Consider the following 21,397-nt stretch of genomic DNA (forward strand, 5'->3'; position numbering starts at 1 on the left):
CCCGGGCGATCGGCCGGCCGCAGGATCGTGACCATGGAACTCACCGGCATCCACGTCCCCCTGATCACGCCCTTCGCCGCGGACGGCTCGGTCGCGCTGGACGCGCTGGCCGCACTCGCGGACGAGCTGCTGACCGCCGGCGCGGCCGGCCTCGTCGCCCTCGGCACCACCGGCGAGCCCGCCGCGCTGACCGAGGAGGAGCGCTGGGCGGTGATCGACGTGGCCGCGGCCGCCTGCGCCGCGCACGGGGCGACGCTGACCGTCGGCGCGCACGGCGGCGACACCCGTGCCACCGCCGAGGCGGTGGCCGCCATCCGCGAGCGGGTGCCGCAGGCGGCGGCCGCGCTGGTCACCGTCCCCGGCTTCGTGCGGGCCGGCGAGGCCGGCACCGTCGCGCACTTCCGCGCGCTGGCCGCGGGCAGCCCGCTGCCGCTGGTCGTCTACCACATCCCGTACCGCACCGGGCAGCAGCTGTCCGGCGCGGCCCTGCTGGAGATCGCGGCGATCGACGGCGTGGTCGGGGTCAAGTACGCGACCGGCGGGCTGGACGAGGCGGCCGTGCAGCTGCTCGCCGCCGCCCCGGACGGCTTCGCCGTGCTGACGGGGGAGGACGCCTTCCTCTCGCCGCTGCTGGCGCTCGGCGCGGCGGGCGGCATCCTCGCCTCGGCCCACCTGGCCACCGCCCGGTTCGTCGAGCTGGCGGCCGCCTGGCGGGCCGGGGACGCCGCCCGGGCCCGGGAGCTCGGGCACCGGCTCACCGGGCTGGCGCTGGCGGCCTTCGCCGCACCCAACCCGGCGGTGACCAAGGGCGTGCTGCACGCCCAGGGCCGGATCCCCACCCCGGACGTCCGGCTGCCGCTGCTGCCGGCCGGGCGGGCGGAGGTGGACACGGCGCTGGCACTGGTCAGTGGTCTGGACCACTGATCGGTCGGACCGTCCCCTCTCACACCGTGGAATACCAGGTGGCCCCACCCGCATGACAAGGCATGATGGGCGGAGTGCGGCTGTGAACAGCACCATCCAGAGGAGTAGTCGGAATGAAGATCGGCATTGTCGGAGCCACCGGCCAGGTCGGCGGCGTGGTCCGCGAGATCCTTGCGGAGCGCGCGGGGCGCCCGGGCGGAATCGGCCCGGTGGAGCAGCTGCGGCTGTTCGCCTCGGCCCGCTCGGCCGGACGCACCCTGCCGTGGCAGGGCACCGAGGTCACCGTCGAGGACGCCGCCACGGCCGACTACACCGGCCTGGACATCGTGATCTTCTCCGCCGGCGGCGCCACCTCCAAGGCCCTCGCCCCCAAGGTCGCCGCCTCCGGCGCCGTCGTCATCGACAACTCCTCCGCCTGGCGCCGCGACCCCGACGTCCCGCTGGTCGTCTCCGAGGTCAACCCGCAGGCCGTCGCCGACCGCCCCAAGGGCATCATCGCCAACCCGAACTGCACCACCATGGCCGCCATGCCCGTGCTGCGCCCGCTGCACGAGGAGGCCGGCCTCGCCGCGCTCGTCGTCTCCACCTACCAGGCCGTCTCCGGCAGCGGCGTGGCCGGCGTCGCCGAGCTGCAGGACCAGGCCGCCAAGGTCGTCGACGGCGCCGCCGCCCTCGCCCACGACGGCAGCGCGGTCGAGTTCCCCGAGCCCAAGGTCTACCGGCGCCCGATCGCCTTCAACGTGGTGCCGCTGGCCGGCTCCATCGTCGAGGACGGCTCCAACGAGACCGACGAGGAGCAGAAGCTCCGCCACGAGAGCCGCAAGATCCTCGGCATCCCGGACCTCAAGGTCGCCGGCACCTGCGTGCGCGTCCCCGTCTTCTCGGGCCACTCGCTGCAGATCAACGCCCGCTTCGAGCGCCCGATCAGCCCCGAGCGCGCCGTCGAGCTGCTCACCGGCGCCCCCGGCGTCGAGCTCTCCGAGATCCCCACCCCGCTCCAGGCCGCCGGCAAGGACCCGAGCTACGTCGGCCGCATCCGGGCCGACGAGACCGTCGACCACGGCCTCTCGCTGTTCCTGTCCAACGACAACCTGCGCAAGGGCGCGGCCCTCAACGCCGTCCAGATCGCCGAGCTGGTCGCCGCCGAGCTCAAGGCCTGACCCCGCCGCCGAAACCCGGGCGCCGAAACCCGGGCGCCGGGCCCGGGTGCCGGGCCCGCACCGGGCCGCGCACCGGCCGGCGTGCCGGGCCCGGCCTCGCCCCGCGGAGTGACCTCGGGCGGGCCCCGTCGTTGAACGGGGCCCGCCCTCGCGTTTCCGTCGGCGGCTGTTGCGGTACCGCGACATCCTCCGAGGTTCGGCGCGCCGACCGGGGGGAAAAGGTGACCCAACGATCGGGCGGCCATCGGGGGCCCCTCACCCCGCGCCCGCACCCCGGGCGGACCGCGCCCACCCGGCCTGACCCCGAGGGCGAGCGGAAAGAGGTGTGCGATGGACCGCTGTGTCGTCCTGGTGGACGCGGGATACCTGCTGGGTGCCGCGGCCAGCCTGCTCGCCGGCGACCCGTCCCGCTCCCGGGTCACCGTCGACCACACCGCGCTGATCACCGCGCTGCGCGAACGCGCCGAGGCCGAGACCGGGCTGCCGCTGCTGCGGATCTACTGGTTCGACGCCGCCCCCGACCGCCGCCCGATGCCCGAACACCGCCGGCTGCGCGTCCTGCCCCGGGTCACCGTCCGGCTCGGCGCCCTCACCCGGGCCGAGGGCCGCTGGGTGCAGAAGGGCGTCGACGCCGCCATGCACGCCGAACTCTCCGAACTCGCCCGCAACCGGGCCTGCGCCGACGTCGTGCTGATCACCGGCGACGGCGACCTGCTGCCCGGCATGATGTCCGCCAAGGAACACGGCGTGGTCGTCCACCTGTGGGCCCTGCAGGCCGCCGACGGCGACTTCAACCAGTCCGAGGACCTGGTCGGCGAGGCCGACGAACGGCGCGTCCTCGACCGGGAGTGGATCGAGGGCTCCTTCAGCCTCCGCGAGAGTGCCACCGTCTTCCCCGCGCCCGGTGCCCGGCAGGAGATCGCCAAGATCCTCGCCGCCCCGCCCGCCGCCGCGCCCCTGCCGGCCCCGCTGCCCGCAGCGGTGGCCCCCGCCGCCCCGGCCTCCGCCACCGCCGGCCCGGCCGGCACCCCCGCCGGAGCCCCGGCCGCCGACGGGCGGCCCCAGCCCCCCGCGGCGCTCAAGGTCGTCCCCACCCCCAAGGACCTCGCCGGGCGCGTCGCCGCCACCCCCGGCGCCCACGCCGTCAACGGGCACGGCCCGCTCGGGCACCCGGCCGCCCACGGCCCGGCCAACGGGCACGCGCCCGCGGTGGCCAACGGCCCGGCCAACGGGCACGCCAACGGGCACGCGCACGGGCCGACCGGGCCCGTCCTGCGCTGGTCCTCCGACCGCGGGTGGGTCGACCGGCCCACCCCGGAACCCGCCGTCACCGCCGGCGACAGCCTCCCCACCCTCGCCCAGCTCACCACCTCCGAACAGCGCTGGGCCGACCGCGAGGAGGACATCACCACCATCGGGGGCGACGCCCACGAAGTCGGCCAGGTCTTCGCCCGCCGCTGGAGCGACCGCCTCGGCGACGTCGAACGGCTCACCGTGCTGTGGCCCGACTACCCGCGCATCCCGCACCGGGTGGACGGCGAACTGCTCCGCTACGCCGCCCGCTTCGGCCTGCTCGCGCACAAGGACGACCAGATCGACGAACACGACCGCTACGCCATCCGGGCCGGGTTCTGGAAGGAGCTCGCCGCCCGGGTCCCCGGCGGATCGATGGTCGTGGACGACTAGGGAGCGTCCAGGGAGCCCCGGCAGGTCCGTCCGGCGGGCCCGTCCTGCGCGTGCCCGCCGGGTCCGGGGAGGTTCCCGCGGCAGCCGGACCCGGCTCCCGGGGCCCTTCCGGGGCCGTGGTGATCCGGCCCCCTTGTCCGGTTCGCCCGTGTGAGCGCGTAGAGTCTCCGGTCGTGAACGAGACGGCCGGGCGAGCACCCCACGACACCCCGCCGTGCGTCGCCGTGCGCGACCTGGTCAGGACCTACCGCACCGGCCGCGGCGACGCCGCCACCGAGATCCGGGCCAACGACGGGATCAGCCTCACCGTCCGGCAGGGCGAGATCTTCGGACTGCTCGGGCCCAACGGCGCCGGCAAGTCCACCCTCGTCCGGCAGCTCACCGGACTGCTGCGCCCCGACTCCGGCAGCATCGAACTCCTCGGCCACGACGTCGTCCGCCACCCCGAACGGGCCGCCCGGCTGCTCGGCTACCTCGGCCAGGAGTCCAGCGCCCTCGACGAGCTGACCGTCGCCCTCGCCGCCGAGACCACCGGGCGCCTGCGCGGCCTCACCCGGAGCCGGGCCCGCGCCGAGGCCGCCGACGTGCTCACCGAACTCGGCCTCGAACCGATCGCCCGGCGCCCGCTCGCCAAGCTCTCCGGCGGCCAGCGCCGGCTCGCCTGCTTCGCCGCCGCCCTCGTCGGCGACCGGCCGCTGCTCGTCCTCGACGAACCCACCACCGGCATGGACCCCGTCGCCCGGCGGGCCGTCTGGAGCGCCGTCGACCGGCGCCGCGGCGAACGCGGTGCGACCGTGCTGCTCGTCACCCACAACGTCATCGAGGCGGAGACCGTGCTCGACCGGGTCGCCGTCGTCGACGACGGACGGATCATCGCCTGCGACACCCCCGGCGGCCTCAAGGCCCTCGTCGACGGGCACGTCCGGCTCGACCTGGTCTGGCGGGACGAGGCGCCGCTCGCCGTCCCCGCCGTCGCCGAACTCGCCGGCCGGGCCGAACGCGCGGGCCGCCGCTGGACCATCCGCACCACCCCCGAACAGGCCCGCGAACTGGTCGCCGCCGTCACCACCGGCCCGGCCTTCGCCGCCCTCGACGACTTCACCCTCGCCACCCCGAGCCTCGAGGACGCCTACCTCGAGCTCGGCGGCCGCCACGGAGGACTGGCCAAGTGACCCTGCTCTCCGTGCCGCCCCAGGCCGCCGCCCCCGCCGCGGACGGCACCCCCGCCCCGCTCGCCCCGCCGGCCCGCCTGCTGCCCGCCCTCGCCGCCGTCTACCGGGCCCAGCTCGCCCGGGCCAAGGTCGCGCGGATCCCGCTGCTGTTCGTCGCCACCTTCCAGTCCGTCGGCATCCTGGTGATGATGCGCGGCGTGGTGGACGCCGGGCAGACCTCCGAGGCGCGGTCCGTGGTGGCCGGCTCCAGCGTGCTCGTCGTCGCCTTCGTCGCGCTCAACCTGCTCGCCCAGTACTTCGGCCGGCTGCGGGCCACCGGCGGCCTCGACCACTACGCCACCCTGCCGGTGCCCGCCGCCTCCGTGGTCCTCGGCGCGGCCGCCGCCTACGCCTCCTTCACGCTGCCCGGGACCGTCGCCACCGCCGTCGTCGGCGCGGTGATGTTCGGGCTGCCGCTCGGGCAGATCTGGGTGCTGCTCGCCGTCGTCCCGCTCGCCGGGGCCGCCCTGTCCGGGCTCGGCGCCGCCTGCGGGCTGCTCGCGCCCCGGCAGGAGATCGCCACCATGCTCGGGCAGCTGGGCATGTCGGCGGCGCTGCTGCTCGGCGTGCTGCCCGTCGACCACCTGCCGCAGCCGGTGCTGTGGCTGCGCGACCTGCTGCCGTCCACGTACGGCGTCGAGGCCTTCGCCCGGACCTTCACCCCGGACCCCGACTGGGCGCTGGTCGCGGGCGACCTGGCGGTCTGCGCGGGCGTCGGCGTGGTCTCCCTGGCGGTCGCCACCTGGGCCTACCGGCGCGCCGTCGCCCGCTGAACACCGCCGGGCACCGGCCGCCCCGCCTGGCCCTCCCCGGCCCCGGGGGAGCGGGTGCAGGGCCCGCCGGAGCAGCCGTCGTGAAACGATGGGGCCCGTGACCGTACCGAACACACCTCCGGATCCCACCCGCGCCGACGTGGACGCGGTGCCGGGCGCCACCCCCGACCCGTTCGCGCCGCCGGCCCCGGACGCCGGGACCCAGGAGCCCCCGGCCGGACCGGCCGCGGAGCCCCCCGCGGGGCCCCGGCTCATGGAACGGCTGCTGCCGGAACTGCGGATCGGCGCGGGCACCGTGCTCGTCTGCATCCTGGTCGGGCTGGTCATGGCCGGCGTGTGGGCCTGGCTGGCGCCCAAGGTGCCGCTGGTCGTGGACGGTGACCGGATCCTCTACGCCGACCCCGAGGGCGAGCAGCGGGCCGGCGCCGACGCCGTCTTCGTGCTCGCCGGGCTCGGCGCCGGCATCCTCACCGCGCTCGGGGCCTTCCTCGTCACCCGGCGGCGCGGCGGCGGCATCGGGGTCACCCTCGGGCTCGTGATCGGCGGACTGCTCGGCTCCGTCGGCGCCTGGCGGCTGGGGCGGTGGCTCGGGCCCAGCGACAACCTGATCGGCGAGGCCCGCCGGGTCGGCAACGGCGGACACTTCGACGCGGGCATCGACCTGGGGGCGATGGGGGCGCTGCTGGCCTGGCCGATGGCGGCCATGGTGGTGCTGCTGGCGCTCTCGGCGGCCTTCGGGAAGCGGGAGGAGGACCCGCCGCCGTACTGGGCCGGGCCGGCCCCGCACGGACAGCAGCCGCAGGGGCAGCACCCGGAGCCGTACCCCGGGCAGCCGCAGGGACAGCCGTACGGGCAGTCCTACGGGCAGCCGCAGGGGCCGGCGGGCGGTTTCCCGGGCGGCGGCACCACGGGGCCGGAGGACCGGGCGTAGGGCTTGCGTCGACGCCGGGCCGCGGCGGCCCGGGGGGGGGGGTTCCCGCCGGGCTCAGCGGGCGATCGCGGCGGTGGCGGCCCCCGTCAGTGCCACCAGGTCGGCGGGGGCGAGCTCGACCTCCAGACCGCGGCGGCCCGCCGAGACGTAGACGGTCGGGTGGGCGAGGGCGCTGTCGTCGACCACGGTGCGCAGCGGGCGGCGCTGGCCCAGCGGGGAGATGCCGCCGCGGACGTAGCCGCTGCTGCGCTCGGCGGCCGCCGGATCGGCCATCGCGGCGCGCTTGCCGCCGACGGCGGCGGCCAGGGCCTTGAGGTCGAGCTGCCCGGCCACCGGGACCACGCCGACGGTGAGCACGCCGTCCACGTCGGCGACCAGGGTCTTGAAGACCCGCTCGGCGGTCACGCCCAGCGCCTCGGCGGCCTCGCCGCCGTAGGAGGCTGCGGCCGGGTCGTGCTCGTAGGCGTGCACGGTGAACGGGACCGCGGCGCCCTCCAGGGCCACGGTCGCGGGCGTTCCCTGCCCGCCCTTCTTCGCTTTCCTCGCCATCACGGGATCCCTGGGTCGTCGGGGCTGTGCTAGTTGGGGCTGAAGGACTGGCGGGTGAGGTCGACCGCGGGCAGCGACGGCAGCCAGCTGAGCACCGAGGTCTCCCGGCGCAGCAGGTCGAGTTCGGCGCGCAGCCGCTGGGCGGTGTCCGGGCAGGCCAGCAGCTGCTGCTTGACCGGGGTCTCGAACACCGAGGCCGCGGCGACCAGGTAGGACAGCACCTGCGGGTCGTCGGGGAGCTCCTGGCGGCCGACGGTGCTCGCCTCGCGGGCGCCGGCGAGGCGCTTCTGGTAGACCCGGAAGGCCCGCTCCACCTCGGCCGCGAGCGCGCCGGAGCCCTCGCCGGGGGCCTCCTCGACCAGCTCGGCCTCGCCGGTCAGGTACGGGCCGGAGACGTCCACCGAGCGGAGCCGGAACCGGGTCGTGCCGGTGACCAGCAGCTCGTACCGGCCGTCCGGCTGCTCCTGGACGGAGGCGACGTCGGCGACGCAGCCGACGGGGAAGACCGCTTCCAGCGGATCCCCGGTGACGGTGCCCAGGCCGTCCAGCGGCCCCGCCGGGCCGTCCCCCGGGCGGACCGGGGCGACCTCCCGGCCGTCCTTGATGGCGAGCACGCCGAAGCGGCGCGGGGTGTCGGCCGGGAGTTCGAGCAGGTCGGCGACGAGACGGCGGTAGCGCTCCTCGAAGACGTTCAGGGGCAGCACGAGGCCCGGGTAGAGCACGTTGTTCAGCGGGAAGAGCGGCAGCCGTTCTGTCACGGCGGACAGCGTAGTTCCCCGCACGCCCCCGGCGCCCCGCGGTCGGCCCCGCCGGAGCGTCCGCCACCCCCCGTCGGAGCGTCCGCCACCCCCGCCCGAGCACCCGCTATCCCCGCTGGAGCATCCGCGAGGCGCCGGCGACGACCGTGGTGGCCAGCAACCAGCCCACGATGACCAGCCCCGCCGAGACGTACTGGCTGAGGCCGCCCGGGTTCCAGCCCTGCTGGCCGAGGTCGACGACGGGGACCAGCTGGCTCAGCGTGTACAGCACCGGGTTCCAGTGCGGGCTCTCGTCGGCCTTCAGCGGGGCCAACCGGTGGGTGGCGAACCAGACGCTGCCGAGCGCCCAGGCGAGCAGCAGCCACAGGCCCGCCCGGCCGGGCCGGTAACCGTAGCCGACGCCGACGTCCTGGACCAGGCCCCAGATCCGGGCCGGCAGCGGCAGGGTCCGGCGGCGGCGGCGCTGCTTGGCGTAGAGCACCTCGCGGGCGTCGTCGTCGGCGCCGTCGCGGCGCAGCGCGGCGGCGAGCTGCTCGTAGGACTCCGGCTGGAACTCGGTGGTGGACCCCTCCAGCCAGGCGATCCGCTGCTGGACGGTGAAGGGCGCGGCCGGGCGCAGGTTCTCGTAGACGAAACCGTTGAGGCCGAGGTGCCGGCCGAGCGGCCAGGCGTCCGGGTCGTCGACCAGGTTGCCGACCCGGGCCCGGGAGAGCGAGACGGTGCCGGTGGGGCGCATCCGGCAGGTGAACCGCAACTCGGGGGTGTGGATGCGGCGCAGCGACAGCTCGTCGTCACCCTCCAGGTGGAATTCCCCGGAGATCAGGCAGGCGCCGTCGAAGCGGGCGTCGGAGAGCCGGACCTGGCCGTGGGCGCGGAACGGCAGGCCCGGTGCGTCGGGCGGCGGCGTCTGCCCGTAGCCGGAGCCGTAGTAGCTGCGGGAGCCGAACCAGCCGCCGTCGAGGGAGCTGGTCAGGTAGCAGGTGTGGCCGACGGTGATGCGGACGGCGTTGAGGCAGATGCGGTTGTCCGGGACGGCGTGCAGCTGGGCGCCGCGCAGCGAGAGCCGGCCGCCGATCCGGGCGGTGCGCAGGCTCAGCTCGCCGTGGACCTCGATCCGGTCGGCCTCGAAGTCCTGGTGGACGGTCATGCCGTCGGCGGAGAGCGCGCGGCCGAAGCGGTCGCAGCCGAGCCACGTCTGGTTGAGCAGCAGGTCGGTGCCGATCCTGGCGTCCGTCAGCCGGACGCCCTCGCGTATTCGGCACCGGGCCAGGTGGAGGTCCCCGGTGGTGGCCAGCCGGGAGGCCTCCATCCGCGGGGCCAGGCAGTCGACGAAGCGCAGGGTGCTGGCCTCCGCCTCGGAGATCAGGATCTTCTGCTCGAAGCGGCACTCGCGCAGCTCGACGTACTGGCGGATGGCGCCGCCCGCCAGGTTGAGCGCCCCGGTCACCCGCACGCCCGTCATCCGCAGCGAGGACACCCGGCCCGGCGCGGCGGCCGGGCCGGCCAGCAGCAGGTGGGCGAGGACCTCGGCCCGGACGGTGCGCCCGGCGCCCCAGACGGCGTCGCCGAAGGGGTCGTCGGTGGCGTGGACCCCGCACCGCCGGTCGTACACGTCACCCTGGCGGAAGGCCTCCCAGAGCTCCTGCTCGGTGTCGGTCCAGCCCTCCGGAGCGTGCTCCGCCATGGTTTCCCCCGTCCCCCCGGTCGTCTCGCCTTTCGTATCACGGACTGAAATACGGGACCAGCGATTCCGGCCACTCCTTACACTGGGTGGCGTGATCTCTCGAATCGACCTCCGCGGCTCGCTGGACGACCCGCGTGACCTGCTGCCCCGTGCCGAGTTCGACGTCGCGGCCGCCCTGGAGAAGGTGCGACCGATCGCCGAGGACGTACGCCATCGCGGGGTCGCGGCCGTCATCGAGATCACCGAACGCTTCGACGGCGTCCGGCTGGAGTCCACCCGCGTCCCGGCCGGGCAGCTGGCCGAGGCCCTGGAGACGCTGGACCCGAAGGTGCGGGCCGCCCTGGAGGAGTCCATCCGCCGGGCCCGCACCGTGCACGCCGACCAGCGCCGCACCGGGCACACCACGCAGGTGGTGCCCGGTGGCACCGTCACCCAGCGGTGGGTGCCGGTGGAGCGGGTCGGCCTGTACGTGCCGGGCGGCCTGGCGGTCTACCCGTCCTCCGTGGTGATGAACGTCGTCCCGGCCCAGGAGGCCGGCGTGCGCGCCATCGCCGTCACCTCCCCGCCGCAGCGCGAGTTCGGCGGCCGGGTGCACCCGACGATCCTGGCGGCCTGCGCGCTGCTCGGCGTGGACGAGGTCTACGCGGTCGGCGGCGCCCAGGCCGTCGCGATGTTCGCGCTGGGCACCGAGGAGTGCGCCCCCGTCACCATGGTCACCGGCCCCGGCAACATCTACGTGGCCGCCGCCAAGCGCCTCTTCGCCGGCCGGATCGGCATCGACTCGGAGGCCGGCCCGACCGAGATCGCCGTCCTCGCCGACGACAGCGCGCTGGCCTCCGACGTGGCCGCCGACCTGATCAGCCAGGCCGAGCACGGCCCGACCTCCGGCTCGGTGCTGGTCACCGACTCGGTGGCGCTGGCCGACGCGGTCGAGGCCGAGCTGGCCGAGCAGGTCGCCCGGACCAAGCACGCCGAGCGGGTCGCCGAGGCGCTCGGCGGCAAGCAGTCCGGCATCATCCTGGTCGACGACCTGGACCAGGGCCTCGCCGTCGTCAACGCCTACGCGGCCGAGCACCTGGAGATCCAGACCCGGGACCCGCACGCGGTCGCCGACCGGGTCGTCAACGCCGGCGCCGTCTTCATCGGCCGCTGGACCCCGGTCTCGCTGGGCGACTACGCGGCCGGCTCCAACCACGTGCTGCCCACCGGCGGCTGCGCCTGCCACTCGGCCGGCCTGTCCGTCCAGACCTTCCTGCGCGGCGTCCAGGTCGTCGAGTACGACCGGGACGCGCTCGCGGACGTCGCCGCGCACGTCGTCAACCTCGCCGACGCCGAGGACCTGCCCGGTCACGGCGACGCCATCAAGGCCCGCTTCGATTGGACGGTACCCGGCTCGTGACCGCCATCGACGACCTCCCCATCCGCGACGAACTGCGCGGACAGTCCCCGTACGGCGCACCGCAGCTCGACGTGCCCGTCCAGCTGAACACCAACGAGAACCCGTACCGGCTGCCCGAGGAGCTGGTCGCCCGGATCGCCGAGCGCGTCGCCGAGGCCGCCCGCGACCTCAACCGCTACCCCGACCGGGACGCGGTCGAACTGCGCGAAGGGCTCGCCGCCTACCTCGGCCGCACCACCGGGTTCACCGTCGCCCGCGAGCAGGTCTGGGCCGCCAACGGCTCCAACGAGGTGCTCCAGCAGCTGCTGCAGACCTTCGGCGGCCCCGGCCGCAGCGCACTCGGCTTCGAGCCCTCCTACTCGATGCACGCGCTGATCTCCCGGGGCACCGGCACCGCCTGGACCTCCGGCCCGCGCAACGACGACTTCACCATCGACGTGGACGCCGCCGTCGCCGCGATCGCCGAGCACCGGCCCAACGTGGTCTTCGTCTGCTCGCCGAACAACCCGACCGGCACCGCCGTCGCCGCCGACACCGTGCTGCGGCTCTACGAGGCCGCGCAGGCCGCCCGGCCCAGCCTGGTCGTCGTCGACGAGGCGTACGTCGAGTTCTCGCACCGGGCCTCGCTGCTGCCTCTGATCGAGGGCCGCCCCAACCTGGTCGTCACCCGCACCATGTCCAAGGCCTTCGGCGCGGCCGGGCTGCGCCTGGGCTACCTGGCCGCCGACGCCGCGGTGGTGGACGCCGTCCAGCTGGTCCGCCTGCCCTACCACCTGTCGGCCGTCACCCAGGCCACCGCGCTGGCCTGCCTGGAACACACCGACACCCTGCTCGGCTACGTCGGCCGGCTCAAGGCCGAACGCGACCGGCTGGTGGACGCGCTGCGCGGCCTCGGCCTGGAGGTCACCGACTCGGACGCCAACTTCGTCCAGTTCGGCCGCTTCGCCGACACCCACGCGGTCTGGCAGGCCATCCTCGACCAGGGCGTCCTGGTCCGCGACAACGGCGTTCCCGGGTGGCTGCGCGTCACCGCCGGCACCCCGGCCGAGAACGACGCCTTCCTGGAGGCCGTCGCCAAGGCCGTCCAGTCTCCCGCCCCCACCCTTGATCGTGCGCGCTCCGCGCGCGCAGCCAGTCAGGAGCTGTAACCCCGAATGTCCCGCATCGGACGCGTTGAGCGCACCACGAAGGAGACCTCGGTCCTGGTCGAGATCGATCTCGACGGCACCGGAAGGACCGACATCTCGACGGGCGTCGGGTTCTACGACCACATGCTCGACCAGCTCGGCCGCCACGGTCTGTTCGACCTCACCGTCAAGACCGACGGCGACCTGCACATCGACACCCACCACACCATCGAGGACACCGCCCTCGCGCTCGGTGCCGCCTTCAAGCAGGCCCTCGGCGACAAGGTCGGCATCTACCGCTTCGGCAACTGCACGGTGCCGCTGGACGAGTCGCTCGCCCAGGTCACCGTCGACCTGTCCGGCCGGCCCTACCTGGTGCACACCGAGCCCGAGAACATGGCGCCGATGATCGGCAGCTACGACACCACGATGACCCGCCACATCCTGGAGTCCTTCGTCGCCCAGGCGCAGATAGCCCTGCACGTCCACGTCCCGTACGGGCGCAACGCCCACCACATCGTGGAGTGCCAGTTCAAGGCCCTGGCCCGGGCCCTGCGCTACGCCTCCGAGCGCGACGTGCGCGCGGCCGGCATCCTCCCGTCCACCAAGGGGGCCCTGTGAGCAAGACCGCCGTCGCCCTCCTGTTCGTCGGCCTCTTCCTGGCCGGCGGCGTGATCTCGTTCTGGAAGCAGAAGCTGCCCAAGGGCGTCATCCTGGTGCTCGCGCTCGGCTCGGTGATGTGCCTGGCCGCCGGCGCCATGCGCCTGTAGGCACGCCGCCCTCCGGACACGCAGAGAGACTGGACACCTGAACATGGGCAAGAACGTCGTCGTCCTCGACTACGGATCGGGCAACCTCCGCTCGGCGCAGCGCGCGCTCGAACGGACCGGAGCGGACGTCACCGTCACCTCCGACTACGACGCCGCGATGAACGCGGACGGCCTGCTCGTCCCCGGCGTCGGCGCCTTCGAGGCCTGCATGCGCGGCCTGAAGTCCGTCCGCGGCGACTGGATCGTCGGGCGCCGCCTCGCCGGGGGCCGCCCCGTCATGGGCATCTGCGTCGGCATGCAGATCCTCTTCGAGCGGGGCGTCGAACACGGCGTCGAGACCGCCGGCTGCGACGAGTGGCCCGGCACCGTCGAGCCGCTGGACGCCCCCGTCGTCCCGCACATGGGCTGGAACACCGTGGACGCGCCCGCCGGCAGCCGGATGTTCGCCGGCCTGGACCCGCAGACCCGCTTCTACTTCGTCCACTCCTACGGGGTGCGGCACTGGGAGCTGGAGATCCACAGCGAGCGGATCAACGCCCCGCTCGTCACCTGGGCCACGCACGGACAGCCGTTCGTCGCGGCCGTCGAGAACGGCCCGCTCTGGGCCACCCAGTTCCACCCCGAGAAGTCCGGCGACGCCGGCGCCGCCCTCCTGACCAACTGGGTCGACACCCTCTGACGACCCTCTGACGACAGAAGAGTCCTGACAATGAGCCTCGAACTGCTTCCCGCCGTCGACGTCCGCGACGGCCAGGCCGTCCGCCTGGTCAAGGGCGCCTCCGGCACCGAGACCTCCTTCGGCGAGCCGCTGGCCGCCGCCCTCGCCTGGCAGAACGCCGGCGCCGAGTGGCTGCACCTGGTGGACCTCGACGCCGCCTTCGGCACCGGCACCAACTACGCGCTGCTCAAGGAGGTCACCGGCCGCCTCGACATCAAGGTCGAGCTGTCCGGCGGCATCCGCGACGACGAGTCGCTCGCCAACGCGCTCGCCACCGGCTGTACCCGCGTCAACCTCGGCACCGCCGCCCTGGAGGCCCCCGAGTGGGTCGCCAAGGCCATCGCCGAGCACGGCGACAAGATCGCCGTCGGCCTGGACGTCGTCGGCACCACCCTGCGCGGCCGCGGCTGGACCCGCGACGGCGGCGAGCTCTTCGACGTCCTCGCCCGGCTCGACCAGGAGGGCTGCGCCCGCTACGTCGTCACCGACGTCAACCGGGACGGCACCCTGACCGGCCCCAACCTGCAGCTGCTGCGCGACGTCTGCGCCGCCACCGACCGCCCGGTCGTCGCCTCCGGCGGCGTCTCCTCCCTGGACGACCTGCGCGCCATCGCCGGCCTGGTCGGCGAGGGTGTCGAGGGCGCCATCGTGGGCAAGGCACTCTACGAGCAGAAGTTCACCCTCGAAGAGGCCCTGGAGGCGGTTTCAGGATGACGGAACGTCGGATCGTACGCGGCAGGGTCGCCGGATGCTCCCCCTGGGAGGACGCCTTCGGCTACTCGCGGGCCGTCGCCGCCGGGGATTACGTGCACGTGGCCGGCACCACCGCCTGGGTGGACGGCCGGATCGAGCACGAGGGCGACCCGTACCGGCAGACCCTCGCCGCGTTCGGCGTCGGGCTGCAGGCCCTCGCCGCGTACGGTCTGACGGCGGACGACGTGGTCCGCACCCGGATGTACATCACCCACGTCCGCGACGCCGACGAGGTGGGCCGCGCCCACCGCGAACTCTTCGACGCCGCCCGCCCGGTGGCCACCATGGTGGTGGTCGAGGGCCTGATCGACTCCCGGATGATGGTCGAGGTCGAGCTCGACGCCCACCGTACCGGGCTGGCAAAGACCCTGGAAGGCAAACAGCCGTGACCCTCGCCGTACGTGTCATCCCCTGCCTGGACGTCGACGCCGGGCGGGTGGTCAAGGGCGTCAACTTCCAGAACCTGCGCGACGCCGGTGACCCGGTGGAGATGGCCAAGCTCTACGACGCCGAGGGCGCCGACGAGTTGACCTTCCTCGACATCACCGCCTCCTCCGGGGACCGGGAGACCACCTACGACGTGGTCCGCCGCACCGCCGAGCAGGTCTTCATCCCGCTCACCGTCGGCGGCGGCATCCGTGCCGTCGAGGACGTCGACAAGCTGCTGCGGGCCGGTGCGGACAAGGTCGGCGTCAACACCGCCGCCATCGCCCGTCCGGAGCTCGTCCGCGAGATCGCCCAGCGCTTCGGCCGGCAGGTCCTGGTGCTCTCCGTCGACGCCCGGCGCTGCCCGCCCGGCACCGAGACCGCCTCCGGCTACGAGGTCACCACCCACGGCGGCCGCCGCGGCACCGGCCTCGACGCCGTCGAATGGGCCGGCCGCGCCGCCGAGCTCGGCGCCGGCGAGATCCTGCTGAACTCCATGGACGCCGACGGCACCAAGGACGGCTACGACCTGGAGATGATCCGGGCCGTCCGCAAGGCCGTCTCGGTGCCCGTCATCGCCTCCGGTGGCGCCGGCCGGCTCGCCGACTTCGCGCCGGCCGTCGAGGCGGGCGCCGACGCGGTGCTCGCCGCCAGCGTCTTCCACTTCGGCGACCTGCGGATCGGCGAGGTCAAGGACGCGCTGCGCGAGGCCGGGCACCCGGTGCGCTGAGGCAGGCCCGAGGGCCCGTCGTGCCGGAGTGGTGCCGGTGCGGCGGGCCCTCGGTGTGTGCGGTCGTCGGCGGGCGTCGGGGGTGGGGGTGGGGCTCCGGGGTCCTGCCGGGGTCCTGGACTGCCGGGCTCAGGACTGCCGGGGCTCAGGACTGCCGGGGCTCACCCTTGATCAGCGCGAACGGGGCGCCGTTCGGGTCCGCCAGCCAGGCGAGACGGCCCACGTTCGGCACGTCCTCGGCCGGCATCATCACCGAGCCGCCGGCCGCCGTCGCCCTCGCGATCACCGCGTCCACGTCGTCCGCGGCGAAGTACGGCGTCCACGCGGACGGCTGCTCCGCGGACATGACCGGCGCGATGCCGCCGAAGCTGGTGGCCTGCTGGTCGCCGTCGGCCGTGGAGAGCACCCGGTAGTTCATGCCCGGCGACGGCTCGAAGTTCTCCACCCGCCAGCCGAACAGCGCCCGGTAGAAGCCGAAGCCGGCCTCCGGGTCGGCGCTGTGCAGCTCCGACCAGACCAGCGTGGCGTCCTCCGACACCACGTCCAGGCCGCGGACGTCACCCGGCTGCCAGACCGCGAACTCGGCGCCCTGCGGGTCCGTCAGCTGCGCCATCCGACCGGCCGTCATCACGTCCATCGCCGGCACCCGCACCGTGCCGCCGGCCTGCTCGACGGCCTTCACGGTGGCGTCCGCGTCCGAGGTGTGGAAGTACGTCGTCCACGCGGACCTGGCGCCCTGGTCCTGCAGCGGGCCGACCGCCGCGACCGTCCTGCCGTTCAGCTGGAGGAACCCGTAACCGCCCGTCTCCGGACCGGCGGACTCGAACGTCCAGCCGAACACCTTGCCGTAGAACTCGGCGGTGGCCGCCACGTCCGGGCTGCCGAGGTCGATCCAGCAGGGTGCGCCGGCGGGAAAGTCGGTGGTGAGCATGAGGTGGTGCCCCTTCGACGGAGAAGTGACCGGAACGGCCCCCCGAGGACGCGCACACGCCCCCTTCCCGGCCACCTGCGAGTCTGCACCCGACCACTGACATCCGCAGCCGGGACACGGCTGACCTCGCGGATTCGGCGGCTCGGGCGGGGCGGGGCCCCCGCGGGCGGCTACAGCCAGCCCCGCTGCGCCGCCTTCAGCCCGGCCTCGAAGCGGCTGGCGGCGTCGAGCCGCTCCATCAGGGCGGACATCTGGCGGCGCACGGTGCGCACCGAGATGCCGAGCCGCTTGCCGGCGCCCTCGTCCGTCAGACCCGTCCCGAGCAGCCGGAGCAGGTCGCGTTCGGCCGGGGTGAGGCCGGTGTCGTGATGGGTGGGCTGGTCGGCGCCGAGCGGCACGGCCGTGGACCAGGCCTGCTCGAACAGGGCGACCAGCGAGGCGACCAGCCCGGGCTCGCTGGTGCAGAGCGCCCCCAGCCTCGTCCGGGTCGGGTCGATCGGGACGACGGCGGTGTGCCGGTCGAAGACCAGCAGCCGCGGCGGCAGCAGGGGAGCCGTCCGCACCTGGCCGCCCAGCCCGGTCAGCCACTGGGCGTACGCGTGGGTGGCCTGGTCGTTGCGGACGCTGTCCTGGTACAGCGTCCGCATGGCGACCCCGCGCTCCAGCGCGTCCCGGTCGAGCGGACGGGCGGCGTCCATGCTGGCCTGGGACTGCGCCCCGCCCGAGATGGCGGCGAGGAACTCCTCCCGCAGGCCGCGCGCCAGCGTCTCGAGCCTGGCCTGGATCGCGTCCATCCCGACCAGCCGCTCGGTCGCCTCCGAGGTGGTGTTGGGCATCAGGTCGGCGTAGGCGGCGACGGCCCGGGCCACGGCGGCCTTGCTGGCGGCCAACTCCTGCTGGCGGCGGGCGAGGTCGTCCTCCTGGCGGCGGATGACGGCCTCCAGGCCGACCGCCGGGCTGACCGGGCGCAGCGCGCCGTCGACCTCCTGGGAGGGGCGCAGCAGCGTCAGGTCCGCGAGCCGGTCGAGGGCCTCCCGCGCGGCCGTCTCCGAGAGCCGCAGGCGGCGGCAGAGGTCGGCGACCCCGCACCCGGGCTCGACCAGCAGGGCCGCGTAGACGGCCTCCGCCGCCGGGTCCAGTCCCAGCACTTCGAGCACGATTCCCCCCGGATTCGCCGATGCGCGCGGCCAGGTGGTGTCAAGGCCGTCTGCGCGATTCTCACAGTTCACTCATGTGTGTGCAAGGAGATCTGACGGTGCATCGGTGGGGCGGCAGGGGCTGCCGGGCCGGGGCTGCCGGACCGGGGGCGCCGGTCGTGGCGCGATGCTGCCAGGCCTGATGCTGTCGCGGGAAAGGCCTTCCGGCGCGCCGGTCGGGCCTGCAGGATATGGATCACCGAGCCGCAGGGGCGCCGAGCCCCGGGCCGGGTGGGACGACGGGAACCAGAGCCGTCCGTCCCGACGAACCGACCGACCAGCAACCAGGGGGTTGTTCTCCATGCGGATCTCCGCTCGCGTTCCCGGCGTCCTCGCGGCCGCGGCAGTCGTGGCCACGCTCGCCCTGCCGGCCGTCACCGCCGTCGCCGCCGCACCGGACACCGTGGCGGGCGTGTCCGCGGCGAGCGACCCCGGCACGGGCGACCTCGGCACGGGTGGGGCGGGCTCGGGCGGCCAGGGCAAGCCCGGCCTGGGTGACCCGGGCAGCATCAGCTGGGACAACAAGAAGTGACCGCCGCCGCCGGCGACGGCCGCTCGAACCCGACCCGATGCACATCGTCCGCCTGACGCTCACCAGCCCCGACCGGCGACCGGCCAGCGACGCCGACGCCCACGTCCTGAAGGACGTGCTCTGGGCCCACGCCGATCCCGGCGCCGGCCTGGAGCACGTCCAGTCGAGAGCCCGTCAGGACTCCATCGACCTCGTCGTCTTCACCAGCGGCGGAAGTGGCGACCGCGCCCCCGCCCACTCGTTGGCCCTCTGTTCCGCCGCGCTCTCGCGCTCCCCGGCCTTCCGGGCCTGGCGCGTCACCGTCGCCGGCTGACGGCCGTCCGCATCCTGCCGGAGCCGCTCCGGCATTCCTTCCTGCCGGAGTCCCTTCCGGCGCTGCTTCGCGCCGGAGTCCTTCCGGCGTTGCTTCCTGCCGGGGCCTCTTCGGCGTTCCTTCCCGCCGGACTCACCCCGGCGTTCCTTCTTCCGGTGATCCGGGCGCCTGCGCGCCGCGCCGGTCCTCCGCATGCCACTTCCAGGAGCATCCATGTCCCGCAAGGCCTATCTCCGCACGTCCGCCGTCGCCCTCGGGCTGGCCGGCTCGCTCTCCCTCGGCCTGGTCGTCCAGGGCGGCACCGCGCTCGCCGCCGATCCCGCCGCCACCGCCGTCACCGCCGTCGCGGGCGGCGAGTACGGTGGCGCGGGCCAGCCGGTCGGGGCCGCCCAGGCGCCCGCCGCCGGGGCCTCGTCGGCGGCCGCGTCCGTCCTGGCCCCGGCCGTCACCCGCAGCGAGGCCATCCGGCGCGCCAAGACCTGGGTCGGCATCGGCCTCGACTACAGCTGGACCGGCTCGCACAACGGGTACCGCACCGACTGCTCCGGCTACGTCTCGATGGCCTGGAAGCTCGACGACTCGCTGACCACCGACACCTTCGGCCCGCGCGGCGTCACCGAGCAGATCGGCAAGGGCGACCTCAAGCCCGGCGACGCGCTGCTCAACGACAACAGCGGCGCCAACGGCCACGTCGTGCTGTTCGAGAAGTGGACCGACTCCAGCCACTACATGGGCTACGAGTTCACCGGCAGCGGCGTCCACTACCGCGAGATCCCCTACCCCTACTACCCCGGCTACGGCACCTACGTTCCGGTCCGCAACAAGTCCATCCGCGAGGACGGGCCCTCCGACCCGGGGATGACCAACCTGACGGCGGGTGACTTCAACGGGAACGGCAAGAAGGACCTGGTGGCCGTCGAGGTGTCCACCGGCAAGCTGTTCTCCTACCCCGGGACGGGGACGGGGACGTTGGGGAGCCGGGTGATGATCGGTTCCGGTGGCTGGAACGGGATGAGCAACCTGGCGGTGGGCGACCTGAACCGGGACGGTCGGGACGACATCGTGGCGACGGAGAAGTCGACGGGCAAGTTGTGGCTGTACCTGGGGACGGGCAGCGGTGTGGGTGACCGGGTGGAGATCGGGTCCGGTGGCTGGAACGGGATGAACAACACCGCGGTGGGTGACTTCAACGGTGACGGCAAGGACGACGTCGTGGCCAGTGAGAACTCGACGGGGAAGCTGTGGCTGTACCCGGGGACGGGCAGTGGTCTGGGCAGCCGGGTGGAGATCGGTTCCGGTGGCTGGAACGGGATGAACAAGATCGTCAGCCCGGGGGACATGAACAAGGACGGGAAGGACGACCTGGTCGCCACCGAGACGTCGACGGGCAAGCTGTGGCTGTACCCGGGGACGGGGCGCGGTCTGGGGGACCGGGTGGAGATCGGCACGGGTGGTTGGAACGGGATCTCCGACTACGCGGGTGCGGACTTCACCGGTGACGGCATCGGCGACCTCGCGGCCGTGGACTCCGACCCGGGCGAGACCGGGAAGCTCTACCTCTACAAGGGCACCGGCAGCGGGCTGAGCTCCCGCACCGAGATCGGCTCCGGCGGCTGGTAGGCCGCGGCACCGTCCCGAACCCACTTGCTCTGCACCACCTCCAGGGGGAGAACACCCATGTCCGCACAGACCCGTACGCCCGCACGGTCCCGCGTGCGCAGGAGCACCGCCGTCCTCGCACTGAGCCTCGCACCCCTCGTCGTCGCCGCAACCGCCGGAACCGCCGGCGCCGCCTCCGTCAGCACCTGGGACAAGGTGGCCGCCTGCGAGAGCAGCGGCAACTGGTCCATCAACACCGGGAACGGCTACTACGGCGGCCTTCAGATCAACGAGGCCAACTGGCGGCACTACGGCGGCACCCAGTACGCGGCCTACCCGCACCAGGCGACCAAGAAGGAACAGATCCTGATCGCCGAGAAGATCCTCGCCGACCAGGGGGCCGGCGCGTGGACCTGCAGCCCCGGCACCGGGCTCTCCACCGACCACGCGGACCCGTACCCGGCGGGGCCGTCCGACCCGGGGATGACCAACCTGACGGCGGGTGACTTCAACGGCGACGGCAAGAAGGACCTGGTGGCCGTCGAGGTGTCCACCGGCAAGCTGTTCTCCTACCCGGGCACCGGCACGGGGGCACTGGGGAGCCGGGTGATGATCGGCTCCGGCGGCTGGAACGGCATGAGCAACCTGGCCGTGGGCGACTTCAACGGCGACGGCGTGGCCGACGTCGTGGCGAGCGAGAACTCCACCGGGAAGCTGTGGCTGTACCCCGGCCTCGGCGGCGCCCTCGGCAAGCGGGTGGAGATCGGGTCCGGCGGCTGGAACGGGATGAACAAGATCGTCAGTCCGGGGGACATGAACAAGGACGGCAAGGACGACATCGTCGCCACCGAGAAGTCCACCGGCAAGCTCTGGCTGTACCCGGGCACGGGGCGTGGCCTGGGGGACCGGGTGGAGATCGGCACCGGCGGCTGGAACGGGATATCCGACTACGCGGGTGCGGACTTCACCGGTGACGGCATCGGCGACCTCGCGGCCGTCGACTCCGACCCGGGCCAGACCGGCAAGCTCTACCTCTACAAGGGCACCGGCAGCGGCCTGAGCTCCCGCACCGAGATCGGCACCGGCGGCTGGTGACCGGAGCGTGGGCCTCCTCCACAGGGGAGAGGAGGCCCACCCCCGGGTGGGGGCCCCCCCCCCCCCCCGGGGGGGGCGCAGGGGGGGGTGGCCGGACCCGGGGGCCCGGGGCGGCCCGCGTTGGGGGGGGGC

At 74.3% G+C, this 21,397-nt stretch carries 23 protein-coding genes; 18 read left to right on the forward strand and 5 right to left on the reverse strand.

Translation table 11 applies throughout. From position 1 onward, the window contains the following. Positions 1-33 precede the first annotated feature (33 nt). The 6 genes from AB0N04_RS04730 (at position 34) to AB0N04_RS04755 (ending at position 6,685) form a co-directional block, all read left to right on the forward strand. Positions 34-924, forward strand: coding sequence for a dihydrodipicolinate synthase family protein (locus tag AB0N04_RS04730; RefSeq protein WP_360207246.1), 891 nt, complete (start codon positions 34-36; stop codon positions 922-924). Between the two features lie 113 nt (positions 925-1,037). Continuing rightward, a complete protein-coding gene (locus AB0N04_RS04735) occupies positions 1,038-2,084 on the forward strand; it encodes an aspartate-semialdehyde dehydrogenase (RefSeq protein WP_360207244.1) in 1,047 nt (348 codons plus the stop codon). Between the two features lie 330 nt (positions 2,085-2,414). Then, positions 2,415-3,770, forward strand: a complete 1,356-nt coding sequence (locus tag AB0N04_RS04740) for an NYN domain-containing protein (RefSeq protein WP_360207241.1) — start codon at positions 2,415-2,417, stop codon at positions 3,768-3,770. A 173-nt stretch (positions 3,771-3,943) separates the two neighbouring features. Further along, a complete protein-coding gene (locus AB0N04_RS04745) occupies positions 3,944-4,942 on the forward strand; it encodes an ABC transporter ATP-binding protein (protein WP_360207238.1) in 999 nt (332 codons plus the stop codon). After that, positions 4,939-5,754, forward strand: coding sequence for an ABC transporter permease (locus AB0N04_RS04750; protein WP_360207235.1), 816 nt, complete (start codon positions 4,939-4,941; stop codon positions 5,752-5,754). Before AB0N04_RS04745 ends, AB0N04_RS04750 begins: the two co-directional genes overlap by 4 nt. 97 nt (positions 5,755-5,851) lie before the next feature. Beyond that, complete coding sequence (locus AB0N04_RS04755; RefSeq protein ID WP_360207232.1) at positions 5,852-6,685, forward strand: hypothetical protein; 834 nt, start codon at positions 5,852-5,854, stop codon at positions 6,683-6,685. Between the two features lie 54 nt (positions 6,686-6,739). On the opposite strand, the gene ybaK is transcribed toward AB0N04_RS04755, so the two are convergent. The 3 genes from ybaK to AB0N04_RS04770 form a co-directional block, all read right to left on the reverse strand. After that, on the reverse strand, positions 6,740-7,234 hold the full coding sequence (ybaK, locus tag AB0N04_RS04760; protein ID WP_360207229.1) for a Cys-tRNA(Pro) deacylase: 495 nt from the start codon (positions 7,232-7,234) through the stop codon (positions 6,740-6,742). Between the two features lie 29 nt (positions 7,235-7,263). Further along, positions 7,264-7,992, reverse strand: a complete 729-nt coding sequence (locus tag AB0N04_RS04765; protein WP_360207226.1) for an LON peptidase substrate-binding domain-containing protein — start codon at positions 7,990-7,992, stop codon at positions 7,264-7,266. Positions 7,993-8,098: 106 nt separating this feature from the next. Next, complete coding sequence (locus AB0N04_RS04770) at positions 8,099-9,676, reverse strand: oxidoreductase (RefSeq protein ID WP_360207224.1); 1,578 nt, start codon at positions 9,674-9,676, stop codon at positions 8,099-8,101. 91 nt (positions 9,677-9,767) lie between these two features. On the opposite strand from AB0N04_RS04770, the gene hisD reads away from it, so the two are divergent. From hisD to hisF, 8 genes are read left to right on the forward strand one after another with little or no spacing between them, the layout of a single operon-like run. Further along, the gene (gene hisD / locus AB0N04_RS04775) at positions 9,768-11,075 is read left to right on the forward strand and encodes a histidinol dehydrogenase (protein WP_360207221.1); all 1,308 of its coding nucleotides are present in this window, start codon (positions 9,768-9,770) and stop codon (positions 11,073-11,075) included. Further along, the gene (locus AB0N04_RS04780) at positions 11,072-12,223 is read left to right on the forward strand and encodes a histidinol-phosphate transaminase (RefSeq protein ID WP_360207218.1); all 1,152 of its coding nucleotides are present in this window, start codon (positions 11,072-11,074) and stop codon (positions 12,221-12,223) included. The genes hisD and AB0N04_RS04780 overlap by 4 nt, the downstream gene beginning before the upstream one ends. 6 nt (positions 12,224-12,229) lie before the next feature. After that, positions 12,230-12,823 carry an imidazoleglycerol-phosphate dehydratase HisB gene (gene hisB, locus AB0N04_RS04785; RefSeq protein ID WP_360207215.1) on the forward strand — a complete coding sequence of 198 codons (594 nt, stop codon included), beginning with the start codon at positions 12,230-12,232 and terminating at the stop codon, positions 12,821-12,823. Beyond that, entirely contained in the window at positions 12,820-12,972 is a 153-nt protein-coding gene (locus AB0N04_RS04790) for a hypothetical protein (protein WP_360207213.1), read from the forward strand. The genes hisB and AB0N04_RS04790 overlap by 4 nt, the downstream gene beginning before the upstream one ends. A 43-nt stretch (positions 12,973-13,015) precedes the next feature. Beyond that, positions 13,016-13,651: an imidazole glycerol phosphate synthase subunit HisH gene (hisH, locus tag AB0N04_RS04795; protein WP_360207210.1), complete on the forward strand. Its 636-nt coding sequence runs from the start codon at positions 13,016-13,018 to the stop codon at positions 13,649-13,651. 30 nt (positions 13,652-13,681) lie between these two features. Next, positions 13,682-14,404 carry a bifunctional 1-(5-phosphoribosyl)-5-((5-phosphoribosylamino)methylideneamino)imidazole-4-carboxamide isomerase/phosphoribosylanthranilate isomerase PriA gene (gene priA / locus AB0N04_RS04800; protein WP_360207208.1) on the forward strand — a complete coding sequence of 241 codons (723 nt, stop codon included), beginning with the start codon at positions 13,682-13,684 and terminating at the stop codon, positions 14,402-14,404. Then, positions 14,401-14,832 carry a RidA family protein gene (locus tag AB0N04_RS04805; protein ID WP_360207206.1) on the forward strand — a complete coding sequence of 144 codons (432 nt, stop codon included), beginning with the start codon at positions 14,401-14,403 and terminating at the stop codon, positions 14,830-14,832. Before priA ends, AB0N04_RS04805 begins: the two co-directional genes overlap by 4 nt. Beyond that, positions 14,829-15,599 carry an imidazole glycerol phosphate synthase subunit HisF gene (gene hisF / locus AB0N04_RS04810; RefSeq protein ID WP_360207203.1) on the forward strand — a complete coding sequence of 257 codons (771 nt, stop codon included), beginning with the start codon at positions 14,829-14,831 and terminating at the stop codon, positions 15,597-15,599. Before AB0N04_RS04805 ends, hisF begins: the two co-directional genes overlap by 4 nt. A 145-nt stretch (positions 15,600-15,744) precedes the next feature. On the opposite strand, the gene AB0N04_RS04815 is transcribed toward hisF, so the two are convergent. Both AB0N04_RS04815 and AB0N04_RS04820 read right to left on the reverse strand, forming a co-directional pair. Next, positions 15,745-16,530 carry a VOC family protein gene (locus AB0N04_RS04815; protein WP_360207201.1) on the reverse strand — a complete coding sequence of 262 codons (786 nt, stop codon included), beginning with the start codon at positions 16,528-16,530 and terminating at the stop codon, positions 15,745-15,747. 170 nt (positions 16,531-16,700) lie between these two features. Further along, positions 16,701-17,687: a LuxR C-terminal-related transcriptional regulator gene (locus AB0N04_RS04820; protein WP_360207198.1), complete on the reverse strand. Its 987-nt coding sequence runs from the start codon at positions 17,685-17,687 to the stop codon at positions 16,701-16,703. Positions 17,688-18,027: 340 nt separating this feature from the next. On the opposite strand from AB0N04_RS04820, the gene AB0N04_RS04825 reads away from it, so the two are divergent. The 4 genes from AB0N04_RS04825 to AB0N04_RS04840 all read left to right on the forward strand — a co-directional run bounded on the left by AB0N04_RS04825 (position 18,028) and on the right by AB0N04_RS04840 (position 21,265). After that, the gene (locus AB0N04_RS04825; protein WP_360207195.1) at positions 18,028-18,258 is read left to right on the forward strand and encodes a hypothetical protein; all 231 of its coding nucleotides are present in this window, start codon (positions 18,028-18,030) and stop codon (positions 18,256-18,258) included. A 37-nt stretch (positions 18,259-18,295) separates the two neighbouring features. Beyond that, positions 18,296-18,571, forward strand: coding sequence for a hypothetical protein (locus AB0N04_RS04830; protein WP_360207192.1), 276 nt, complete (start codon positions 18,296-18,298; stop codon positions 18,569-18,571). Positions 18,572-18,784: 213 nt separating this feature from the next. Beyond that, positions 18,785-20,191, forward strand: a complete 1,407-nt coding sequence (locus tag AB0N04_RS04835; protein WP_363363287.1) for a VCBS repeat-containing protein — start codon at positions 18,785-18,787, stop codon at positions 20,189-20,191. Between the two features lie 57 nt (positions 20,192-20,248). Next, positions 20,249-21,265, forward strand: a complete 1,017-nt coding sequence (locus tag AB0N04_RS04840) for a transglycosylase family protein (protein ID WP_363363289.1) — start codon at positions 20,249-20,251, stop codon at positions 21,263-21,265. Positions 21,266-21,397: the final 132 nt, after the last annotated feature.

Origin of the sequence: Kitasatospora sp. NPDC051702 (genome assembly GCF_040681575.1) — a bacterium.
Classification (GTDB): domain Bacteria; phylum Actinomycetota; class Actinomycetes; order Streptomycetales; family Streptomycetaceae; genus Kitasatospora.

Excerpts from the sequence above, each read along its gene's own strand:
- AB0N04_RS04805 (WP_360207206.1), top strand. The coding sequence starts at position 14,401 with ATGACGGAACGTCGGATCGTACGCGGCAGGGTCGCCGGATGCTCCCCC.
- ybaK (WP_360207229.1), bottom strand. The coding sequence starts at position 7,234 with ATGGCGAGGAAAGCGAAGAAGGGCGGGCAGGGAACGCCCGCGACCGTG.
- AB0N04_RS04835 (WP_363363287.1), top strand. The coding sequence starts at position 18,785 with ATGTCCCGCAAGGCCTATCTCCGCACGTCCGCCGTCGCCCTCGGGCTG.
- AB0N04_RS04730 (WP_360207246.1), top strand. The coding sequence starts at position 34 with ATGGAACTCACCGGCATCCACGTCCCCCTGATCACGCCCTTCGCCGCG.
- AB0N04_RS04770 (WP_360207224.1), bottom strand. The coding sequence starts at position 9,676 with ATGGCGGAGCACGCTCCGGAGGGCTGGACCGACACCGAGCAGGAGCTC.
- hisB (WP_360207215.1), top strand. The coding sequence starts at position 12,230 with ATGTCCCGCATCGGACGCGTTGAGCGCACCACGAAGGAGACCTCGGTC.
- priA (WP_360207208.1), top strand. The coding sequence starts at position 13,682 with ATGAGCCTCGAACTGCTTCCCGCCGTCGACGTCCGCGACGGCCAGGCC.
- AB0N04_RS04740 (WP_360207241.1), top strand. The coding sequence starts at position 2,415 with ATGGACCGCTGTGTCGTCCTGGTGGACGCGGGATACCTGCTGGGTGCC.
- AB0N04_RS04840 (WP_363363289.1), top strand. The coding sequence starts at position 20,249 with ATGTCCGCACAGACCCGTACGCCCGCACGGTCCCGCGTGCGCAGGAGC.
- AB0N04_RS04825 (WP_360207195.1), top strand. The coding sequence starts at position 18,028 with ATGCGGATCTCCGCTCGCGTTCCCGGCGTCCTCGCGGCCGCGGCAGTC.
- AB0N04_RS04735 (WP_360207244.1), top strand. The coding sequence starts at position 1,038 with ATGAAGATCGGCATTGTCGGAGCCACCGGCCAGGTCGGCGGCGTGGTC.
- AB0N04_RS04815 (WP_360207201.1), bottom strand. The coding sequence starts at position 16,530 with ATGCTCACCACCGACTTTCCCGCCGGCGCACCCTGCTGGATCGACCTC.
- AB0N04_RS04830 (WP_360207192.1), top strand. The coding sequence starts at position 18,296 with ATGCACATCGTCCGCCTGACGCTCACCAGCCCCGACCGGCGACCGGCC.
- hisH (WP_360207210.1), top strand. The coding sequence starts at position 13,016 with ATGGGCAAGAACGTCGTCGTCCTCGACTACGGATCGGGCAACCTCCGC.